At 30.1% G+C, this 16952-nt stretch carries 21 protein-coding genes; 16 read left to right on the forward strand and 5 right to left on the reverse strand.

The genetic code is table 11. From position 1 onward, the window contains the following. The first annotated feature begins 121 nt into the window (after window positions 1-121). The 8 genes from ACAM25_RS10775 to ACAM25_RS10810 all read left to right on the forward strand — a co-directional run bounded on the left by ACAM25_RS10775 (window position 122) and on the right by ACAM25_RS10810 (window position 5075). The gene (locus ACAM25_RS10775; protein WP_369611665.1) at window positions 122-1156 is read left to right on the forward strand and encodes an ATP-binding protein; all 1035 of its coding nucleotides are present in this window, start codon (window positions 122-124) and stop codon (window positions 1154-1156) included. A 78-nt stretch (window positions 1157-1234) separates the two neighbouring features. Beyond that, window positions 1235-1753 carry an SPFH domain-containing protein gene (locus ACAM25_RS10780; protein ID WP_369609728.1) on the forward strand — a complete coding sequence of 173 codons (519 nt, stop codon included), beginning with the start codon at window positions 1235-1237 and terminating at the stop codon, window positions 1751-1753. A gap of 417 nt (window positions 1754-2170) precedes the next feature. Further along, window positions 2171-2467 (forward strand): hypothetical protein, encoded by a 297-nt coding sequence (locus tag ACAM25_RS10785; protein ID WP_369609729.1) that lies wholly within the window; start codon window positions 2171-2173, stop codon window positions 2465-2467. 198 nt (window positions 2468-2665) lie between these two features. Continuing rightward, a complete protein-coding gene (locus ACAM25_RS10790) occupies window positions 2666-3082 on the forward strand; it encodes a hypothetical protein (protein WP_369609730.1) in 417 nt (138 codons plus the stop codon). A 212-nt stretch (window positions 3083-3294) separates the two neighbouring features. Next, window positions 3295-3756, forward strand: a complete 462-nt coding sequence (locus ACAM25_RS10795) for a hypothetical protein (RefSeq protein ID WP_369609731.1) — start codon at window positions 3295-3297, stop codon at window positions 3754-3756. Window positions 3757-3840: 84 nt separating this feature from the next. Beyond that, window positions 3841-4365 (forward strand): ATP-binding cassette domain-containing protein, encoded by a 525-nt coding sequence (locus ACAM25_RS10800; protein ID WP_369611666.1) that lies wholly within the window; start codon window positions 3841-3843, stop codon window positions 4363-4365. 34 nt (window positions 4366-4399) lie between these two features. Beyond that, a complete protein-coding gene (locus ACAM25_RS10805; protein WP_369609732.1) occupies window positions 4400-4738 on the forward strand; it encodes a hypothetical protein in 339 nt (112 codons plus the stop codon). A gap of 115 nt (window positions 4739-4853) precedes the next feature. Continuing rightward, on the forward strand, window positions 4854-5075 hold the full coding sequence (locus tag ACAM25_RS10810; protein WP_369609733.1) for an AAA family ATPase: 222 nt from the start codon (window positions 4854-4856) through the stop codon (window positions 5073-5075). Window positions 5076-5418: 343 nt separating this feature from the next. Here ACAM25_RS10810 and ACAM25_RS10815 read toward each other — a convergent pair whose 3' ends face one another. The 3 genes from ACAM25_RS10815 to ACAM25_RS10825 all read right to left on the reverse strand — a co-directional run bounded on the left by ACAM25_RS10815 (window position 5419) and on the right by ACAM25_RS10825 (window position 6890). After that, entirely contained in the window at window positions 5419-5802 is a 384-nt protein-coding gene (locus tag ACAM25_RS10815; protein WP_369611667.1) for a type II toxin-antitoxin system VapC family toxin, read from the reverse strand. Then, entirely contained in the window at window positions 5792-6028 is a 237-nt protein-coding gene (locus ACAM25_RS10820) for an AbrB/MazE/SpoVT family DNA-binding domain-containing protein (protein WP_369609734.1), read from the reverse strand. Before ACAM25_RS10820 ends, ACAM25_RS10815 begins: the two co-directional genes overlap by 11 nt. Before the next feature lie 142 nt (window positions 6029-6170). Next, the gene (locus ACAM25_RS10825; protein WP_369609735.1) at window positions 6171-6890 is read right to left on the reverse strand and encodes a hypothetical protein; all 720 of its coding nucleotides are present in this window, start codon (window positions 6888-6890) and stop codon (window positions 6171-6173) included. Between the two features lie 333 nt (window positions 6891-7223). Between ACAM25_RS10825 and ACAM25_RS10830 the strand changes: the two genes are divergently transcribed. Beyond that, the gene (locus ACAM25_RS10830) at window positions 7224-8105 is read left to right on the forward strand and encodes a hypothetical protein (protein ID WP_369609736.1); all 882 of its coding nucleotides are present in this window, start codon (window positions 7224-7226) and stop codon (window positions 8103-8105) included. Between the two features lie 1109 nt (window positions 8106-9214). Here the strand turns inward: ACAM25_RS10830 and ACAM25_RS10835 are convergent. Then, window positions 9215-9991 carry a hypothetical protein gene (locus ACAM25_RS10835; protein WP_369609737.1) on the reverse strand — a complete coding sequence of 259 codons (777 nt, stop codon included), beginning with the start codon at window positions 9989-9991 and terminating at the stop codon, window positions 9215-9217. A gap of 165 nt (window positions 9992-10156) precedes the next feature. Between ACAM25_RS10835 and ACAM25_RS10840 the strand changes: the two genes are divergently transcribed. From ACAM25_RS10840 to ACAM25_RS10855, 4 genes are all read left to right on the forward strand, one after another. After that, a complete protein-coding gene (locus ACAM25_RS10840; RefSeq protein ID WP_369609738.1) occupies window positions 10157-10549 on the forward strand; it encodes an ATP-binding cassette domain-containing protein in 393 nt (130 codons plus the stop codon). A 38-nt stretch (window positions 10550-10587) separates the two neighbouring features. After that, a complete protein-coding gene (locus ACAM25_RS10845) occupies window positions 10588-10929 on the forward strand; it encodes a hypothetical protein (protein WP_369609739.1) in 342 nt (113 codons plus the stop codon). 65 nt (window positions 10930-10994) lie between these two features. Beyond that, on the forward strand, window positions 10995-11561 hold the full coding sequence (locus ACAM25_RS10850) for a hypothetical protein (RefSeq protein ID WP_369609740.1): 567 nt from the start codon (window positions 10995-10997) through the stop codon (window positions 11559-11561). Beyond that, window positions 11539-11865: a transcriptional regulator gene (locus tag ACAM25_RS10855; RefSeq protein WP_369609741.1), complete on the forward strand. Its 327-nt coding sequence runs from the start codon at window positions 11539-11541 to the stop codon at window positions 11863-11865. Before ACAM25_RS10850 ends, ACAM25_RS10855 begins: the two co-directional genes overlap by 23 nt. A gap of 177 nt (window positions 11866-12042) precedes the next feature. Here ACAM25_RS10855 and ACAM25_RS10860 read toward each other — a convergent pair whose 3' ends face one another. Further along, the gene (locus ACAM25_RS10860) at window positions 12043-13572 is read right to left on the reverse strand and encodes a hypothetical protein (protein ID WP_369609742.1); all 1530 of its coding nucleotides are present in this window, start codon (window positions 13570-13572) and stop codon (window positions 12043-12045) included. Window positions 13573-13813: 241 nt separating this feature from the next. Between ACAM25_RS10860 and ACAM25_RS10865 the strand changes: the two genes are divergently transcribed. From ACAM25_RS10865 to ACAM25_RS10875, 3 genes are all read left to right on the forward strand, one after another. Beyond that, window positions 13814-14197, forward strand: a complete 384-nt coding sequence (locus ACAM25_RS10865; protein ID WP_369609743.1) for a hypothetical protein — start codon at window positions 13814-13816, stop codon at window positions 14195-14197. After that, window positions 14197-15117 (forward strand): hypothetical protein, encoded by a 921-nt coding sequence (locus ACAM25_RS10870; RefSeq protein WP_369609744.1) that lies wholly within the window; start codon window positions 14197-14199, stop codon window positions 15115-15117. The genes ACAM25_RS10865 and ACAM25_RS10870 overlap by 1 nt, the downstream gene beginning before the upstream one ends. Before the next feature lie 226 nt (window positions 15118-15343). Continuing rightward, on the forward strand, window positions 15344-16201 hold the full coding sequence (locus ACAM25_RS10875; RefSeq protein WP_369609745.1) for a hypothetical protein: 858 nt from the start codon (window positions 15344-15346) through the stop codon (window positions 16199-16201). Window positions 16202-16952 lie beyond the last annotated feature (751 nt).

Raw genomic sequence — 16952 nt, forward strand, 5'->3', positions numbered from 1 at the left:
GTTCTATGTAGAGAATATAGTTTTCCACTCTTTAGTGCAATAATAAAATTGTTGGACACACTCATCTTAGATAAACATTTATATCTCACTGGTGATACACCAGTAACTGGTGATACACCAGTTGTTATTCGACCTTCACCCAAAAGAAAACAGAAAAGAACTATTTGGCAGAGACAAAGAAATTGAATATGCAATATCGCAACTTTATCACGGAAATTGGATAGTTATCTTAGGACAAAGAGAAATAGGGAAAACCTCATTAATGAAAGTAATTATTAATGAAATGAAGAAAAGAGGAATAGAAGGAATTTACTTAAACTTAAGAGGAATAAAAAGCCTAAACTCATTACTTTCCCTTTTACTTTCAGAAATAAATAAAGGATTAACATGGAAATTTCACGTTAATATAAACTTTTTTGTAACATCAGCTGGACTAGAAGTAAAGAAAGGAAGTAAAATAACACAAAGCTTACTTGAACTTTTCCTTTCAACAGATGAAATAGTAATTGGTCTTGATGAAGTACAAGAATTATCACAAGTTTCAAGACAACTGTTAGAAGTATTAGGAAACGTATATATGAGTAATCCAAAAGTCCATTTCATCTTTTCTGGTTCATACGTTGGTTTAGTTCAAAACTTACTTAACCCCTCTTCTTCTTCACCTCTTCACGGAAGACCACCAGTAGAAATTAAACTTACCCCTTTTGATAAGGAAACATCAATTGCATTTCTTAAGAAAGGAATGGAAGAATTAAACGTGAATTTTGATAAATATGAGGAAGTAATAGAAAAACTTGACGGAATCGTTGGTTGGCTATCATTATTTGGAAACTTTTACGCAGTTAGAAAACTTGAATTTATTGAAGCATTAAAAAAGACAATTGAAGAAGGGAAAAAGATTATGTGGGATGAATTTTCTCACTTCCTTGAAGATAAAAGAAGAAAAGAGTTATACTGTGCAATAATGGAAAGCTTAAAAATAGTATCAAGGTGGAAAGAGATAAAACTAGGAGTTGAAATAAAAGTTGGAAAAATTGATGATAAGGAGTTATCTTTAGCACTTGAAAACTTAATTAACTACAATTTCATAAAGAAAGAAAATGAGGAATACCACATAATAGATCCAATACTAAAAGATCTTGAATATAATTGCTAATTTAAGGAAAAATAACTAGAAATATATACACACTCTTAGGATTAGTTTTAAAAAATATGTTAATTAATTTTATTTTTGATGAGTGACGCCACGACAATATCGAGATATTTGATTAAAAAAGAGATAATAGAGAGCACACCAACAAAACTTACCCTATACGTTAATCAAGGTGAAAACGCATTAGTAATAAGTCAAGGACAAATATTAGCTAACCTCCCCCCAGGTAAGCATGAGATAAAAATCGCAAACCCAGTTAAAGTATTAAAATCAAAATTACTACACGAAAATTCCCGCATATTTATATACTATTACTCAACTGAAGAACATGAAATCACACTGAAAGTGGAAAATTACGATAGCGAAATAAAAGTTAAAGTAAGAGTTTCAGATCCAGAAAAATTAATACTTAATATGCCCGCTTTAGAAAGAGAATATACAATAAATGAACTAAAAGAAGAACTAGAATCAGATGTGAAAAAAGTAGTGGAAGAAATCCTAGTGAAAGGAGAAGCTGAAAAAATAAAGGAAGAAATAACGAGTATAATAATAGAAAAATTGCGCAATCTAGGATTAGATCTTGTTAATATAGTTTTTTAGACAATTTTTTACCAGTAACAATTGATTTTCCAAGTTAATAAACTTCATCATTTATTTTCTATTTTATTCCTATTAATATTCTATGATCTACATTTTCTATTTCAACCCTTTTCAACTTCATAAATCATTGTAAAGTACTATTCAAAGAGCTGTAATGACCGCATGTATTAAGTCGCATTTTTAATTCATTGAAAATATAGTAGTAACCATATGTTTAAAATTGCGATATTATCTATCTAATACCTATATAGAAATTAACTTACGTAAATTCTTCTTCGACAACCGCAAAATTTAACTTTTTTCCACGAGCCTAATAAAAACCCACAGTAAAGAAGAGTAAAACCCAAGTTACGATTCCACTTTTACTAACCTTTTTATCATTAACCAAACTCTTTTCAGATTTAATAGCAATGATACATGTGTTGGCAACAAACTAGTTATCCTATAGGGAGTAACGCAATAGGCACTGGTACTATAGTAGTTTACCTTGACGCGATAAATATCGGTCCCTTTACAATCGGAGCACTTACATCTACAGTAAACTTTACTATAGCTACTGATTATTATGATTACGGTATCGTAATGAAACCCTTTACTATAATTAGAACGATAGGAGGTTTACTAGATGCAGTTGTACCACCGGCAAAGTACAATGGAATAGTTGTATGGGAAGCTCAGTATATTAGCCCGCGTGAACGCTTGCTAATCCTATGAATACGAGATTCAGCAACCTATTCCTAATAATCCCAATTTAGTCGGAACATAGTACACTAGATATGCAGGAGGTTTAAATACACCTTTGTTGCCAGTAGAATACGTACCGGGTACCTGCTCATTAGCAATGTTTCAAGTTACAAGTTAGTTAAAGTTATTTATATTTTTTAATAACACATAACATTATAAGGTGATTTAATGTATAAGATCCTATTCAAAAATTTCCTTAATAGATCTTTAATTAGAGATTTGATGATTATAGTATTAATTTTAGTGTTGTTTTTAGTTGTCTTCAGTCAAATTTTCTTCTTCGAATTTATTACAATATCTATTCTTAACATTAAAAACAATCCTTATGGTAACATGCCTACAGTTGAGCTAAATCTAGAAAAAGCTCTAGTTGCTGAAAAGCTTACTACTTTTTTTGGAATGAATAATCTAGTGCCTTTTGGAACAATGTATGTCAGCACTGGTCATGGGGGAGTATCGGTTTTTGCTATAGCTTCACCTAATCTTACATTAGCTATGAAAGTATTTAATGTACAACCTATGTTGTTTTCTGGCAATTATCCTTCATATGGTGTTTATCTAGTTCAGGGAGCTCTAAGCAACTAGGTCTTTCTTTAGGGGATTATGTATATACAAGCATAGATAATCACACAATTAAGCTTAAAATTGTAGGTGTACTTTATAATTCATTCTTTTCTAGTGCAGGATTTGCGTTTTTACCCTATGGTAAGGATAATTTTACTGAAATTGCAGCGTCCTTAAGAAATATTCTAATATTAAGCAATAACGTTACAGCATTAAATGGTTTTAAAGAGTTTTTGAACAACACAAAAGTTTACGGCTCAAGTTTAGCTGGCTATGACTTAATATATCCTTGGAAATTATCGTTTACTACGGTTTATGTAACTCCAGCAGATCTTACTTTATCTACTCGTATTTACATTATTGCGGAAATAGCTTACACTCTACTTACAGTCCCATTTATATTTAGAACAAGATTTAGTAATATAATAGGATTAATGATCTTAGAAGGAACTGATACGAAGACAAGCTTCAAAATCTTATTACCCATATTTTCGCTTATAGGTATTTTACCTCTTGTAATATTCTTTATATACTACTATACTTATGGGATTTATTGGTATCCACTTTACATAGCTTATGGATTAATACTAGGTTTACTTTCCCTCTTCTTCTTTTCATTATCGACTGAGTATTATACTTTAGAAAGAGCTTATAAAGATCAATCCAAATTCCTAAAGATGAGGGAAATTGAGTGAAGTTGTTTACGTTAACGCTGTAAAGGAGTTTAGAACTTCACACTTCAAGTAGAGTTAAAAGTAAAAGATAATGAGAAAGTTGCAATTGTTGGTCCTAATGGTTCTGGCAAAACAACATTACTTTACCTAATTTACGGAGTACATAAACCTACTAAAGGAGAAGTTAAAGTACTCGATAGAGAGCCTGACACTACAACGAGGAAAAAGGAAATTTTTATGCTTGAGGAACATCTAATCTTCCTAGAAAATTTATCATTAAAAGAAAACTTTGAGTTTATAACAAAACTACGAGAATTTGATAAGGATAAAGCCTTATCACTAATAAAAGACTTTAACCTTGATTTAAACAAAAAACCATATCAACTGAGTTCTGGACAGAGAAGACTCTTTAAGATTTCATTAGCCTTTAGCTCTATGGCTAGAACACTTTTACTTGATGAGCCTACATCAAATCTTGATTTAGATAATTCTAACATTGTTAGAAAAATGATAAAAAACTATCCTTATACAGTAATTTACGCTTCTCATAACACCCTATTGAGAGAAGGAGTATGTGATAAAATAGTATATTTAAGAATAGGTAAAATAGAAAAGATGGATAAATGCTAACAAAACTTAATAATAGTAAAGCAAATCTCATTATGTGGTAAGACTTCTTGGATATTACGGAAGCTTACAAAGAGACATTGACATAATGATTGTAGCTGATGATGTAAAAGAAGCTATCGCATTCTCTTCAGAACACTTAATACCATTAGAAGAAATTGACTTACATATTTACACAACAAACCAGTTCTTGGAGCTTATAAACCTAGACCCTTTCCTTGCAAACGTTTATATTAATGGAAAATGGTTGATAAAAAGGTTAGAAGTTAGTGTTGATAAAGAAGCTATAATGAAAAAAGCAAAAAGGCTTTATGAAGAGTTATGCAGAGAAAAAAAGAAAAACACAAGACATTGCTTATTTCTATTTAATTTCTAATGGGATCTTCCCCAAGGATAGGTACGAGGTTATTAAATTAACCGGAATTGATCCTAAGGAAGGATCATTAAGTTTATGCCAAGAACTTTTTAACAAAGTGGACATCATTTAACTTGTGAGAATAGATATAAAATCCTTAGGTCCCTTACATAACACTACCTTTGACTTTAGTTCACCTATTACAATCATCTTTGGAAAATCCAATTCGGGCAAATCTTACGTTTTAAAAGCAATTTATTCCTCCTTATCCTTCTTCGATGAGAGTAACAATATTAATTTAGTCTTCTTATCAGAACCAAATATAAAAATAGATTCTGCAAGTGAAGCTAATCTTTAGAAAACTTCACAACCTGTAAAACAACAACCTCAATAAAGATGATGATGCAATCATCCTAGAATACATCACCTAAAAACTAGGTTGTTGAATAGAATACAACGTATCTAAATTTAAAATATCTTGAATCTGTTCTATAAAAGAAGCCTTAAAAGGGATAAAATATGAATAACCGTTCTCTTTTCATGATATAACCCATCTAAATCCTACCCACTCTCATGAGCATCTTGCTCATAAATTTTATCGATACCAACCAAAAAGTTACACTATAACCTTTACTCACGGTATACAGCACATTATACAATTGTCTAATCCTTCCTATCAATACTTCAAAGTTTACTAAAAATCAAGATAGCAAAACTGTATCCTTATGAACTTTAGATATTTCTGAATCAGTAGTATAAATTTTACCCTTCTCTCTTTCAGCTAAAGCTATAATAAAAACATCTACTAATGAAAGAGTATTGTATTTTAACTTTAATTCTCCAGCCTTCACCACTAACTCGTCATCAAGATTAACTACATTGATTGGAGACTTTTTTATTAAATTCAAGTAATTAATAGCTGATTCCTTACCATATCTTTTTGCAAATAGATAAAATAATTCAGTTAGATTAAGGTATGTGGTTAAACAAGTAACTTTGTTTGCATAAGCTTCCTCGATAACTTTCCTACAAGCTTCGCATTTCCCAGTAAAATAATTTATGAAAAATCCAGTATCAAGAATCACTTTCAACTTCTTTTCTCCTCATTTCATGAAGCTCTCTTATTAACTCCTCAGCATCCTCCTTTTTCCCAATACTTCCATATGCTTCAAGCATTGTGACTTCTTTCTTTAAAACTATTGTATCACCCTCCACTTTTATGCTTAACAAACTTCCTTCTCTAATGTCTAACTTTTTTCTTATCTCGGCTGGTAAAACTATTATCCCTTTCTTATGAACTTTAACTTCCATGTAATTACATTTGTTTAACTTAAAATAAAAGCTTAACCTAAGAGTTGTGTTTAACTTCCATCAAAAATTAACCTAAATTTGTCAAGACCATTGTATCTACTTCTACCAAACTTCAAAATTCTATCATCCTGCTTTTCCTCTTTTAAGACTTCCTCACCATAACTATATACTTTCCTTTTTTCTTAATCTTATAATTTCCCATAACTTTACCATCCACAAAAACAAGTATTACATCATTCTTGTCATTTATTTCAATTTTACTACTCCACCTTTCATTACAATTCTTTTCATTCTTCAAATTACCTCCACAATCTAAGTAAGCTAAAATCGTGTCAATATTTGTGAACCCAGTATCTAATATTATTCCATTTTCTATTTCAACACAAGGTGATAAAAGGTGAAGTTTGGAAGCTAAGGCAAAGGTAAATTCTTTACTTTTCTTGCTTTTAATTTTAATAGAGGGTCCTCCTAAACCAAGATCTCTTATACCAAGAGTAAATCTCTTTTTTGACTCAGATGTATAATCTTTTCCTAAATCACCAAGAAATAGTCTTTGGAAATAGTTAATTGACTTTAGCAATTTATTACAATTAATAAAAGACATTAATTCACCAACAGTAAGTGCTCTTAATGGTATTTCACTCACTAACTCTAGAAAACTTTCTATATAATAAAGTTTTTTAATATCTTTCTTTACATCTCTACCTAAGAAATAATCTATAGTAGCTATTTTAGAATAAATTTTGTTAAATCCCACCTCTTCGTTTTTCTTAAAAAATAAATCAAATATATTACAAATTTCCTCATACGACTTTTTAATCCCTATTGACTCAAGGTAATCCGCAACTTCTAAGCATTCCATAAGAAATAGTTTATTTCGAAGTTTAAAAATAACAGAGAGAGAAATAAACAATATCCAACAGTTGGGTAATCCAGGTTTCCATTGCTATTTCTAATAATTTCATTCAATTATAATAATTCAATAAAGAAATAAGTGAAAATTTGTATACTGTAGTTACGAATGTTGCTAGCTCTGTGTACCTTTGACATTGCATTATACTAGCACTATTATTCTAGTTATTTGGAAATGATAGATTGTGTAGGAATTTTTACTATTATTCAATTATTACAATTTTCAATAGAAACCTGAATTACCCCCACTAAGTTTTTTAAAGGATTAAAACAGAAAGATTTTATGGAATATTGCCATGATCTCCTTTATTCAAATATTTACGAGCTTATTAATCACCCTGAGTGTTTTATTTCAATAGACCATTATTATAGGGGAAGATTCGCTCTCTATCAACATAATCACAAAATGGTAATTAAACGTCCTTATGTAGCTATTAAAGTTGTCACAGAAACAAGAGACTCTATAATTTACATCTTCGGAATCGATGATTCTAACAAAATATTTGTTATGGAATTACTTTTAACTTCATATTACATTCCCTCACTAAGGGATTTAGATATAAGGAGCTTCTTAGGGTTTGATTATAATTGGAATGAAGTTACTAATATTAAGGAAGGAACTAAAATTAGAATACAAGGTGATTTAGTTCTTGAGGTCAAAACAATTTTTGAAACATGGGATGAGGTACTAGATCACTTAGCAGATGATTTTAATCCTAGAGATCCTAATCCCTTATGGGAAGAGTTTTTTAGAAAGTATTTAGGAGAAAAAATGAGAATAGCTGAGACTTTGTTACCTATTTACGAAAATTACGTTAGGCTGTATACTATAAAATCCTTGAAAGGAAAACCTTCCCGAGAGACAAAGAAAATGAAAAAAGATATGAATGAAATTAAATCTTTGATAGGGAGAACTTATAAAACCAATTTTATTGATATAGATAACATAAGGAGAATTGTAGCTTTAAGAAATAGAGAGAAATTCAAGGATTTCCTTCGTAATAAGGTTGAAAAACTTAAGTTAAGATTAGGTCATTATACTGCTCCACATGAGGTTGAAGTAATTGGCATTTTAACAGAAAGAGGTGAAGCTCCAACCGTTGCCTTACCTCCTCAAAAAATATTATTAGGCACAGAGAACATGGTGAGAATTACTTTAATATAGATAAACCAGCTATTGTGTGGTTTCGGACTTTTGATACTATAAGTAGATAGCATTAAGAAATATTTTCAAGTTAACTCTTCCGTGCGGTTTTATCATGTAAGATGAGGAAAATAAAGAATGAGTTTAAAAAACTTTAAGTGTAATAAGTCTTTTTCATTGAAAATACAACGGATTAATTTCAATCAAACGAACCCTTGCTCATAAATAATTTAAGCAATTGTAAATGGTGTTACACTTACTATGAAAAGGCATTACGTGCTATCGCCTCTAACAGCCTAAGTAATTCACTCTGTGAATTTGTAGGAGAAGAAAAACATGACTACAAGTACTTCATACTTGACGGAAAACACATAAAAGATGGAAAGACAGTAATATTAATAGCAATAGACGAGAGAGGTAAAAAGATGTTTATTTGGTCATTTCATTCTCCTTATAGATTGTTTCAAATTATGTGGGCTATTGGTTTGGGATCTAAAAATTTTTCTCATCCCTGTATTTTTATTACTCTTACACATGTTTTTCTCCTAATTAATATACTATTTCATTTAATTCTTCATAGTATTATTATAATTGAATAAAATAATTACAATCTGCAATGGAGCTCTGAATTACCTCATGGTTGAATTATTTTGAATTAAAGTGCTTATCTTGTAATAAAATCGATTTACAATGTATAAATAAAAGTCTGAACGAAATATATCAAGATCCAGTAATTAAAAGCATAATAGATAATGAATGCAAAAAATCTGGGTAAGAATGCTATAGAAATTTTGAAATTCTTGTCTAAAAAGGAGGAAAAGGGAACTTAAGGGAAATAAATCTATATAAACCTAGAAAAATGAAGGATTAAAAAGTTTATTAAATGATGGATATATCATTAGAGAAGAAAGAGGAACTTACGAAATTATAGATCCCATAATGTCTAAAATACTTTCTGATATAAGTCAAAATAATTTCTAAGAATACCATCAATGTATTAAATATCTATTTTGATGTCTAAAGGAATATAATAGTTAAAAGCTCTCAATAAGTATGCTAAAAATTTATGCACATTAGCTATACTAAGTATTGACTCATGATTTAAGAAAAAACTATTGAGATTATTATGTTTACATTATTTTTGCTTCTTCAATTGGCTCATAATTTATCTTCCTCAAAAGCAATGTATCGCCCAAAAATAGTCCAATTGTCCACAAAGCTAAAAATAATGCAGACCATTCCACTGATACTGTGGGTGCATTAATTCCAGATGCGACAGTAACCGGAGGTTTATTACCAGAATAACCGTAAAACAGCAGACACATGATATTTAGGTATGGCGATGCATATGTAACCCACTCTGGATAAGATGAAGCAAAAGTATATAATGAATAAAATATAAACCCTAGAACTAAAGGAATATAGTTTACTAATTGTTGGTACTTTATTCCTCCAAGTTTCATTGTAATTAAGAAAAGAAAGAATGAAAGAGAGATTAAGAAAAGAAACGATAAAATGACTACAGGGAAAACTACATAAGGTTTAGTGGGCATCACAGTATAGCCCACACCATTGGTAGAGAACATACCAGAAATAGCATAAGTTAGAATTAAGGACAGAACTATTCCTGCAATTGTACCACCTAAGAACATTGACATCAAATATTTACTAGGAGTTAATTTACTATACTTGAATAAATAGGAAAGTGAACCACTCTGAAAATAAACTAAATATGTTAAACTTACACCTATAGCACTTAAGAAAAGTATCATCAGAGTAGCATACCAAGCAGAAACTATATCAGTGTACACCGAGGACTTCACAATAGATAAACTTTCGGGTAAAGTATTCATTTCTCCAGGTACGCTAACATATGCTGCTATAACTCCCCAAAAGAATATAAACAAAACTCCCCACCCTATAATATTAGGATTTTTCAATATGGATTTTATAATGTATGATAAAGTTTTTCTCATATATTGAATAAAGAATAGATACTTAAATAGGACAAAGAAAGTTCAAAAATTGAACCATACACATTATTTATAACCATGTAGGATAATAAAGTACTCATGATAGATTATAAAGATCTTACAATAAAATTTTCCAATACAAAAATATTTGATAAATTAAATTTATCTATTAAACAGCATTCAATAGTTATTGGACCGAATGGTTCAGGAAAAACTACATTAATAAAAGCAGTATGCGGACTCATACCTTATAAAGGAGACATTCTAGTTGATGGACAAGAAATAAGAAAAATCAAAAATTACCTTAATCTTTCTACAAATATTCCAGAAGTCTATACAATAGGAAGAAAAGTAAAAGATATTGTGGATGTATATTCAGAAATTAAAGACCTTGAATTAGATACTTTCCGTGAAATATTAAAAGAATTAAGAATTTATGATGAAGTTATAAATAAGAGAATTTTAAATTATCAGCAGGCCAGAGCACAATAGTTAGAACTGCATTAGCTTTATCTTCTCCAAGTAAGAACATGCTAATTGATGAACCATATGAAAATGTAGATCCATCTAAGAGGTTATCTATAGCTAAACTTTTGAAAGAAAATATAAAGGACGGATTTATTACAACTCATGAATTAGATTTATTAAAACAGTTTAATTCTTGGCCACTCTATATAATTCTAAGCGAAAGAGTATATGGTCCTATAATAACTGAAGATTTTCTAAATTCAACTATTGTTGAAGGAGAGATCCCTAATGCTATTTTAACGTTAGATGTAGGGGGCAAGAAAATTTCTATAATGAGAGATAATGGATCCGGCATTAAAGTGCTTACCTTAGGAAATATTAATAGACTATACGGTGTAGTATAAATGGAGGATTATAAAAAACTCATCGAAGAAGGGAATAAACTTGCAGATACGATAATATCGAAAAAATGAGGAAAACTCTCGGAATTTATTACGGAACTTGGGTAATTTATTTTTTATTTATCAACCTAGTCAATTATGTAGAGAGCTTATACACATCCAATAACGTTATTTTTACTTTAACAGACATTGTAATAGTTGTCCCTTTCATTATATATTCTGTCTACATATTTGGAAAAATAATACGATTGCGTTTAATTAGATTTGGATATAATAATAGATACTTCCAGATAACTAGAATATTCTACTCATTATATTATACGATTCTAATAATAATTTTCATGATAACCTTTGATCAATGGTATAGTATCATTCCTATTCTCCTCTTTACTGCTGGAATTTCTTTCGCTATATGGAGAATCTTATTTTCTCGTTATAAACTCACTAAAGGAAAATATTATGATATACTAGCAATAGGTAGTTTTCAACTTTATCCTCTTTATCCAATATTAGCTGCTACATCATTTAGTAAATTTGCTACTATATACGTATTTATATTCGCTATATTATGGGCATATGCATCAATTAAATCTTTCTTAGAGTTGATAGATAATGGAGAATATCAAAGATGCTGAAAACAAAAACAATATTAAAGATCTCTTGCAATTTCTAAACAATAGGGCTTTGAATAATTCTGTTAGACTAGGAATATTGATTGCGTTATCAAATTTTGAAAGATTATCCTTTTCAGAATTACTCGAATATACTAAAATACGAAAAAGTTCTTTACTAATGTATCTTAAAGTACTAGAAGAAGAAGGTTTAATTACAGTTAAAAAACAATTTACATTATATCGACCGAGGACATATGCAAGTATCACTGATAAAGGAAAAGATACTATAAAGAAATATTTTGATCTAGTAAACAAAATAAAGTAAACTTTTCCTTTTTATATTAAGAATAATTTTTATAAGATTAGGCTTACAAATAATTATACTTTTAATTGTATGACACACTCAAATAAGTTCACAAATTTTTGACCAAAAGATACAAACTAAAAAACACTCTTTGTATAAAAACATCAGAACCACAAACGTTCAAAATACTTCATATTTCTATTCCTCTTCATAATAATCTTCTCTGTAATAAATAGCTTTGGCAATTGCACAACCAACAACTTGTTTAACAATCTCCTCCTCACTTAATCCGGGATCAAAATACTCTACAACACACTCCTCAACATAACTTAATGCTGAATATTCTCTAATCCTATTAAGCTCCTCTCTTGCCTTTGTGTAAATATTATTAGCTTGCTGAGCAACGGAAAAAGCCTCACTCCTTATTTCATTCTCATCCTCAGAATAAGGAGTCCATTCATAAGCCAATTTTACAGCATAATCACCATACTGCTTTCGTATCTGATCAGAAATACTATCCATTGTTACAGCAAACAAAATCCCTAATTTTATTACATCTTCCAAATAATACAATTTAAAGAAAGACTCTAAATCAGACAAACTATAATTACCATAATCTGGATGAGGAATAGCAAAATAAATATCTTGAGAACCCAAATTAATAGATCCTATTTTTATTTCACTAAAACTACCCAAACCTATCACTTGCCCAAAATTACCATACTGTGAACAACCAGTACCACAACTAAGAGAAGACTGCAAAGGAGATCCTATACCAACTTTCAAAATATCCTTAACTGAAAATGACAAACCAAGTCTGTTTTTCACATACTGTCCAATAAAAGTTACTGGTGATACAATAAGTTTCAAGTTATTGATAATCAAATTTGCTGCGATTGAAACAGTAAGATACATAAAAGGAAGCGTAGCACTTATATCTCTAAACGGTGTAGTTAAAGGAGCAATTCCAGCACTATAAAATCCGTCTTTACTTGAAAATGGCCATTGAGCATAATTAAGGTTACGTGAAAGTCGTAAAATACTACTCGTATATTGAGGATTAAGTGTCATTTGAGTTGAAAAAAGCCAGTTGAAGAAATTAGCTATAGCGTTTAGTATTTGTTGATACCATGGACCACCCTGGCAATCGGTCATAGAATAGGTATTAACCCAAGGCTTTCCCTCCATTTCTATTTCTCTTTTTCCTAGAACTATAGCGCCAAACTCAACAGTATCTATCGAATAATTACCATGAGCCCATGGGACTGATATACCTTGTTGTATTGTAGATAATAGATTATTACTAGCATATACAAGCTTCGAGAGAAATCTTTTACCTAAGTATTTGTTAAATGTCTTTCCTCCTTGTGCTATAAGAACCCTACCCCAGTTAGAGTTTACCCTACCAATAAATACTAAATAATCATCTTTAGTATTAACAATAACACCATGACCAAATAAGTTAGTTAATGGAACATTAACATCATAAATCCCAATAGCACCGACAATAGCAGGTCTAACAGTCTCATTAGCTTGTGTAATAGGTACACTATAGTCAGCAATTTCTCCAGATCGATCCCATTTTTCAAGAGTACTGACAATACATTTCCATTGAGATTGCTCTACAATACTCTTTATCAAATCTAAACTGCCAAGTGCAATGCCTGTTATTCCTAATCCAAAAAGGCTAGTAGTATCTGTATATGGTGGATAAGGTTCTGTTGCCATATATTACCATCTATTTCTATAAATTATCATATATTCTATGTATATAAACTTTTTGATAGAGGACTACATAAAGTTAGATTATTAGAGGAGATAAAAGTATATTTTAAGAAAGAAGCATAGAGTCTTTCTTCCCTGTTTAATGCAAAGACAGAGTGAGAAATCTTATAATAGTCATTATATTTTCAGTAAAAAAGACTATAACAATAAATTTTATATTTCTAAAACGATCATCATATATACGATGTCAGATACTACTCCACTACCAAGAATAGAATTACTTATTAATATAGAAGCAATAGAATCAGCAATACTTAATGCTGGTACTACTACTCTCTCTACTTTGTGCCAATTTAATAATAAACAGCAAATAATTGGTAATGTGGGCAATTACCCAGCAATGTCAGTACCTAGAAGAGTTAGTTCCGCAATGGCAAACCATTTAACTATAGATACTATCAGATATGGTGTCGTAGTGAGAGTCATCATAGATCCACAATATCAAGATATCGCACAACAAATATGGGGAAATAATCAATACGGTTTATTTTATATTGGTAGTGTTTCACCACTGGGTTTTAGCGGTAGAGATTTTAATGTTTATCAGGGGAAAGACATTACTACTTAATGTTACCTTCATCAGTAACTCAAAACTATGGTAACAAACTTATAGTTGCACCAATTGCACCAGCTGATCCTAATTTTAGTAAAAATCCGATTGAATATATGAAAAAGTTTCTCTTACCCAACTCAAATCCAAGATGTGAGTTAAGATATAATCCATTACTTGACGATAATCTTATTGGAGATATAACTGGAGTATTAGAAAATCAGTCTGCTGTAATGGTAGGAATGCCAAATTATGCGTTTTACATGACTTTGGATAAATGTTGGTTTTTATCAATTAACGATCTAGGTAATATACTTGTAATGAAATCTGATAATAAATACGAAATTGCCATAAAATCTGTACAAGCACTATCTAGGGGACCACCAAATATATGGTATCCTGTACTTGTAACAATGCCATCTTATCTTACCCAAATATTTAATGGCGAACTTTTAGGTATTTCACTTTTACCAAATGCCGAAAATTTAGGTACTAATCTATCACAAGCTATTGAGAAATTATTAGACAATAGTAATGCATCTTATGAACCTGATGAAAAAACGTTATTGATAGATCGTTCAAGTATTGCTTTTAGTAGTAATACAATTATAGGTGCCCCAATATATTACACAAACAAATGCAAATTGTTTAACAGATGTTCTAATGAATTCTCTATAGGTGAGGTTAACGGTGTTGCAAGTATAAATCAAGCTGTTGCTTATTCTATTAAGAAACTTAAGTTACCTACTACTTATTCGGAGGCTGTTCTATTAGCTAATCAGCTTGGTGTTGGCAACTTGTTTACGTCTTTAATTGATTATGCAAAAGTTTTCTATCCGGTATTATATAGTGTTACAAATTCACTAATCCCCGATATTGAGTCTTTGGGTATTGATGTTGACGATATGATTGTGCATTTGGGTATTGATATTAATTGATATTATAAGAGATGTTGTAGATGCTGGAATTCAGGCTGGTAAAAGTATTTCTGATACGGTAAATGATACTATAAATGCAATAAAGAGCTTGTTCTCATGATTATAACTTTTGTTTTTACAAATTTCTTGTTTAGAGAGAGAACACGTTTTTCAACTTTGTGATAAAATTGTGAACACTCTATATCACTTGTATTAAATTTTTATACAGTTAACAGGAAATAAATATATGCGCCTCATTTTTATAATTGGAATTATTATTTACTCATTCCTTATCCTTTCCCTATTTATATACTTGCCAAAGTTCTTATTTTATTGGTATTTCTTAATAGTAGCTTACAATTCTTTATGGTTCTTACTTAGTAAGAGAATGCATAAAATTCTAGACCAACATCCTAGATTCTTGTTTAACAACTATGAAGTATATATCAAAAACGCAGATAATAGTTTCTATGTAGGGAAAAATAGGGTAATTATTAGTAAAAAACACACAGAAGATAAAGACATATTTAAATATGTACTCTTCCATGAAATAGGACATGCTATAGACGAGAAAGAATTAAAATACTTATCAATACTTTCTATGTTTCTCCCAATACTTTTCTTTTCAGGCTATCTTTCAGTAAGGGATTTAGCAAATGCAATAAATTCAAAAATCCTAAGTTTTTACTATTACTTTGGACTTATATTCACCTTAAACTACTTTTTCGTGTCGATACAAATATTACAACCACTTCAAATTGTTTGGCCAATATTAATATTCGCATTTTTCTTTAATATAAGATTTAAAACATTTAACCCATACACTTTTTCTACAATGCTAACATTATTAATCCTATCATTCATAAACACCTTTATGTACTTTCCTATGTATCTCTCTCTATACTATTACTTTGCAGTAAGAAACATAATTGAAATAAGAGCAGATATCTACTCAGCTTTAATTACAAAAAGCGATAAAGGAGCAATAAAACTATTTAAAACATGCAAAAAACCAATTTTTGAATTCCTTTACTTCTTTTTACCTTACTCAACACATCCGCCAAGTAAAATTAGAATTTGGATAATAAAGAAACTAATTAGTTGATCTTATATAGTCTTTTTCAATGAAAATGCAACGGAATGATTTCAATTATAAGACTTTTCACTCTACTACTATGAAAAGCACTATAGTCTTGATAATCAAACAATAACCTAAGAAGAGACAACTACTTAAATTCTGGTTATCTTACTTTAACCATGTTAAGGTGTCTAACTTTTAGTTGCTCTCTAAAGCTTCTCTTGCGCAGAAGATAGCTTTATCTTGTCCCATTTCGTTTACTAACGTCTAACCTACTAGTCTTTTGTATTGTAGATCAACCAAGAGGCTATTAGTAAGAATTGAAAATATTATCTGAGTGCGTTTATAGTGTAATCGTTAAGGTATAAATTATTTCTATAACTTTTACCCATATGCTCCGAATTTTATGACAATGAGTAAGTTTAACAATTTCAAACTTGACACCAAAAGCATTTGAGCTTAATAAGTTCAAAGCTCTTTACCCTAAGCCTTAATCTAGTAGTGCACGAATATTGTTAAATACAACAAATCCAACTTATCCGCTTACACATTAAAATAATGAGTTACAACCCTGTATCTATGTCTTTCAGTATCCTAAACCTGACGCCAATATCAAGGTCTCTTGTTCGATTAGAACTACTTACTTTTCATAGTAAATGCCACTTACAATTAATTATGATTTAAATCCATCCGTTGCATTTTCAGTATTAATATGTCATCTGAACACTTTAACTTTAAGAATACCATATTCTACGAATTACCTAAACATGCATAATCT

Source organism: Sulfurisphaera javensis (assembly GCF_041154675.1).
GTDB classification, from domain to species: Archaea; Thermoproteota; Thermoprotei_A; order Sulfolobales; family Sulfolobaceae; genus Sulfurisphaera; species Sulfurisphaera javensis.

What these genes read in the sequence shown, in the direction of transcription:
- ACAM25_RS10820 (WP_369609734.1), bottom strand. Translation starts at nt 6,028, where the DNA reads ATGGAAGTTAAAGTTCATAAGAAAGGGATAATAGTTTTACCAGCCGAG.
- ACAM25_RS10870 (WP_369609744.1), top strand. Translation starts at nt 14,197, where the DNA reads ATGTTACCTTCATCAGTAACTCAAAACTATGGTAACAAACTTATAGTT.
- ACAM25_RS10790 (WP_369609730.1), top strand. Translation starts at nt 2,666, where the DNA reads ATGTATAAGATCCTATTCAAAAATTTCCTTAATAGATCTTTAATTAGA.
- ACAM25_RS10850 (WP_369609740.1), top strand. Translation starts at nt 10,995, where the DNA reads ATGAGGAAAACTCTCGGAATTTATTACGGAACTTGGGTAATTTATTTT.
- ACAM25_RS10865 (WP_369609743.1), top strand. Translation starts at nt 13,814, where the DNA reads ATGTCAGATACTACTCCACTACCAAGAATAGAATTACTTATTAATATA.
- ACAM25_RS10875 (WP_369609745.1), top strand. Translation starts at nt 15,344, where the DNA reads ATGCGCCTCATTTTTATAATTGGAATTATTATTTACTCATTCCTTATC.
- ACAM25_RS10830 (WP_369609736.1), top strand. Translation starts at nt 7,224, where the DNA reads ATGGAATATTGCCATGATCTCCTTTATTCAAATATTTACGAGCTTATT.
- ACAM25_RS10825 (WP_369609735.1), bottom strand. Translation starts at nt 6,890, where the DNA reads ATGGAATGCTTAGAAGTTGCGGATTACCTTGAGTCAATAGGGATTAAA.
- ACAM25_RS10780 (WP_369609728.1), top strand. Translation starts at nt 1,235, where the DNA reads ATGAGTGACGCCACGACAATATCGAGATATTTGATTAAAAAAGAGATA.
- ACAM25_RS10855 (WP_369609741.1), top strand. Translation starts at nt 11,539, where the DNA reads ATGGAGAATATCAAAGATGCTGAAAACAAAAACAATATTAAAGATCTC.
- ACAM25_RS10860 (WP_369609742.1), bottom strand. Translation starts at nt 13,572, where the DNA reads ATGGCAACAGAACCTTATCCACCATATACAGATACTACTAGCCTTTTT.
- ACAM25_RS10845 (WP_369609739.1), top strand. Translation starts at nt 10,588, where the DNA reads ATGCTAATTGATGAACCATATGAAAATGTAGATCCATCTAAGAGGTTA.
- ACAM25_RS10840 (WP_369609738.1), top strand. Translation starts at nt 10,157, where the DNA reads ATGATAGATTATAAAGATCTTACAATAAAATTTTCCAATACAAAAATA.
- ACAM25_RS10785 (WP_369609729.1), top strand. Translation starts at nt 2,171, where the DNA reads ATGTGTTGGCAACAAACTAGTTATCCTATAGGGAGTAACGCAATAGGC.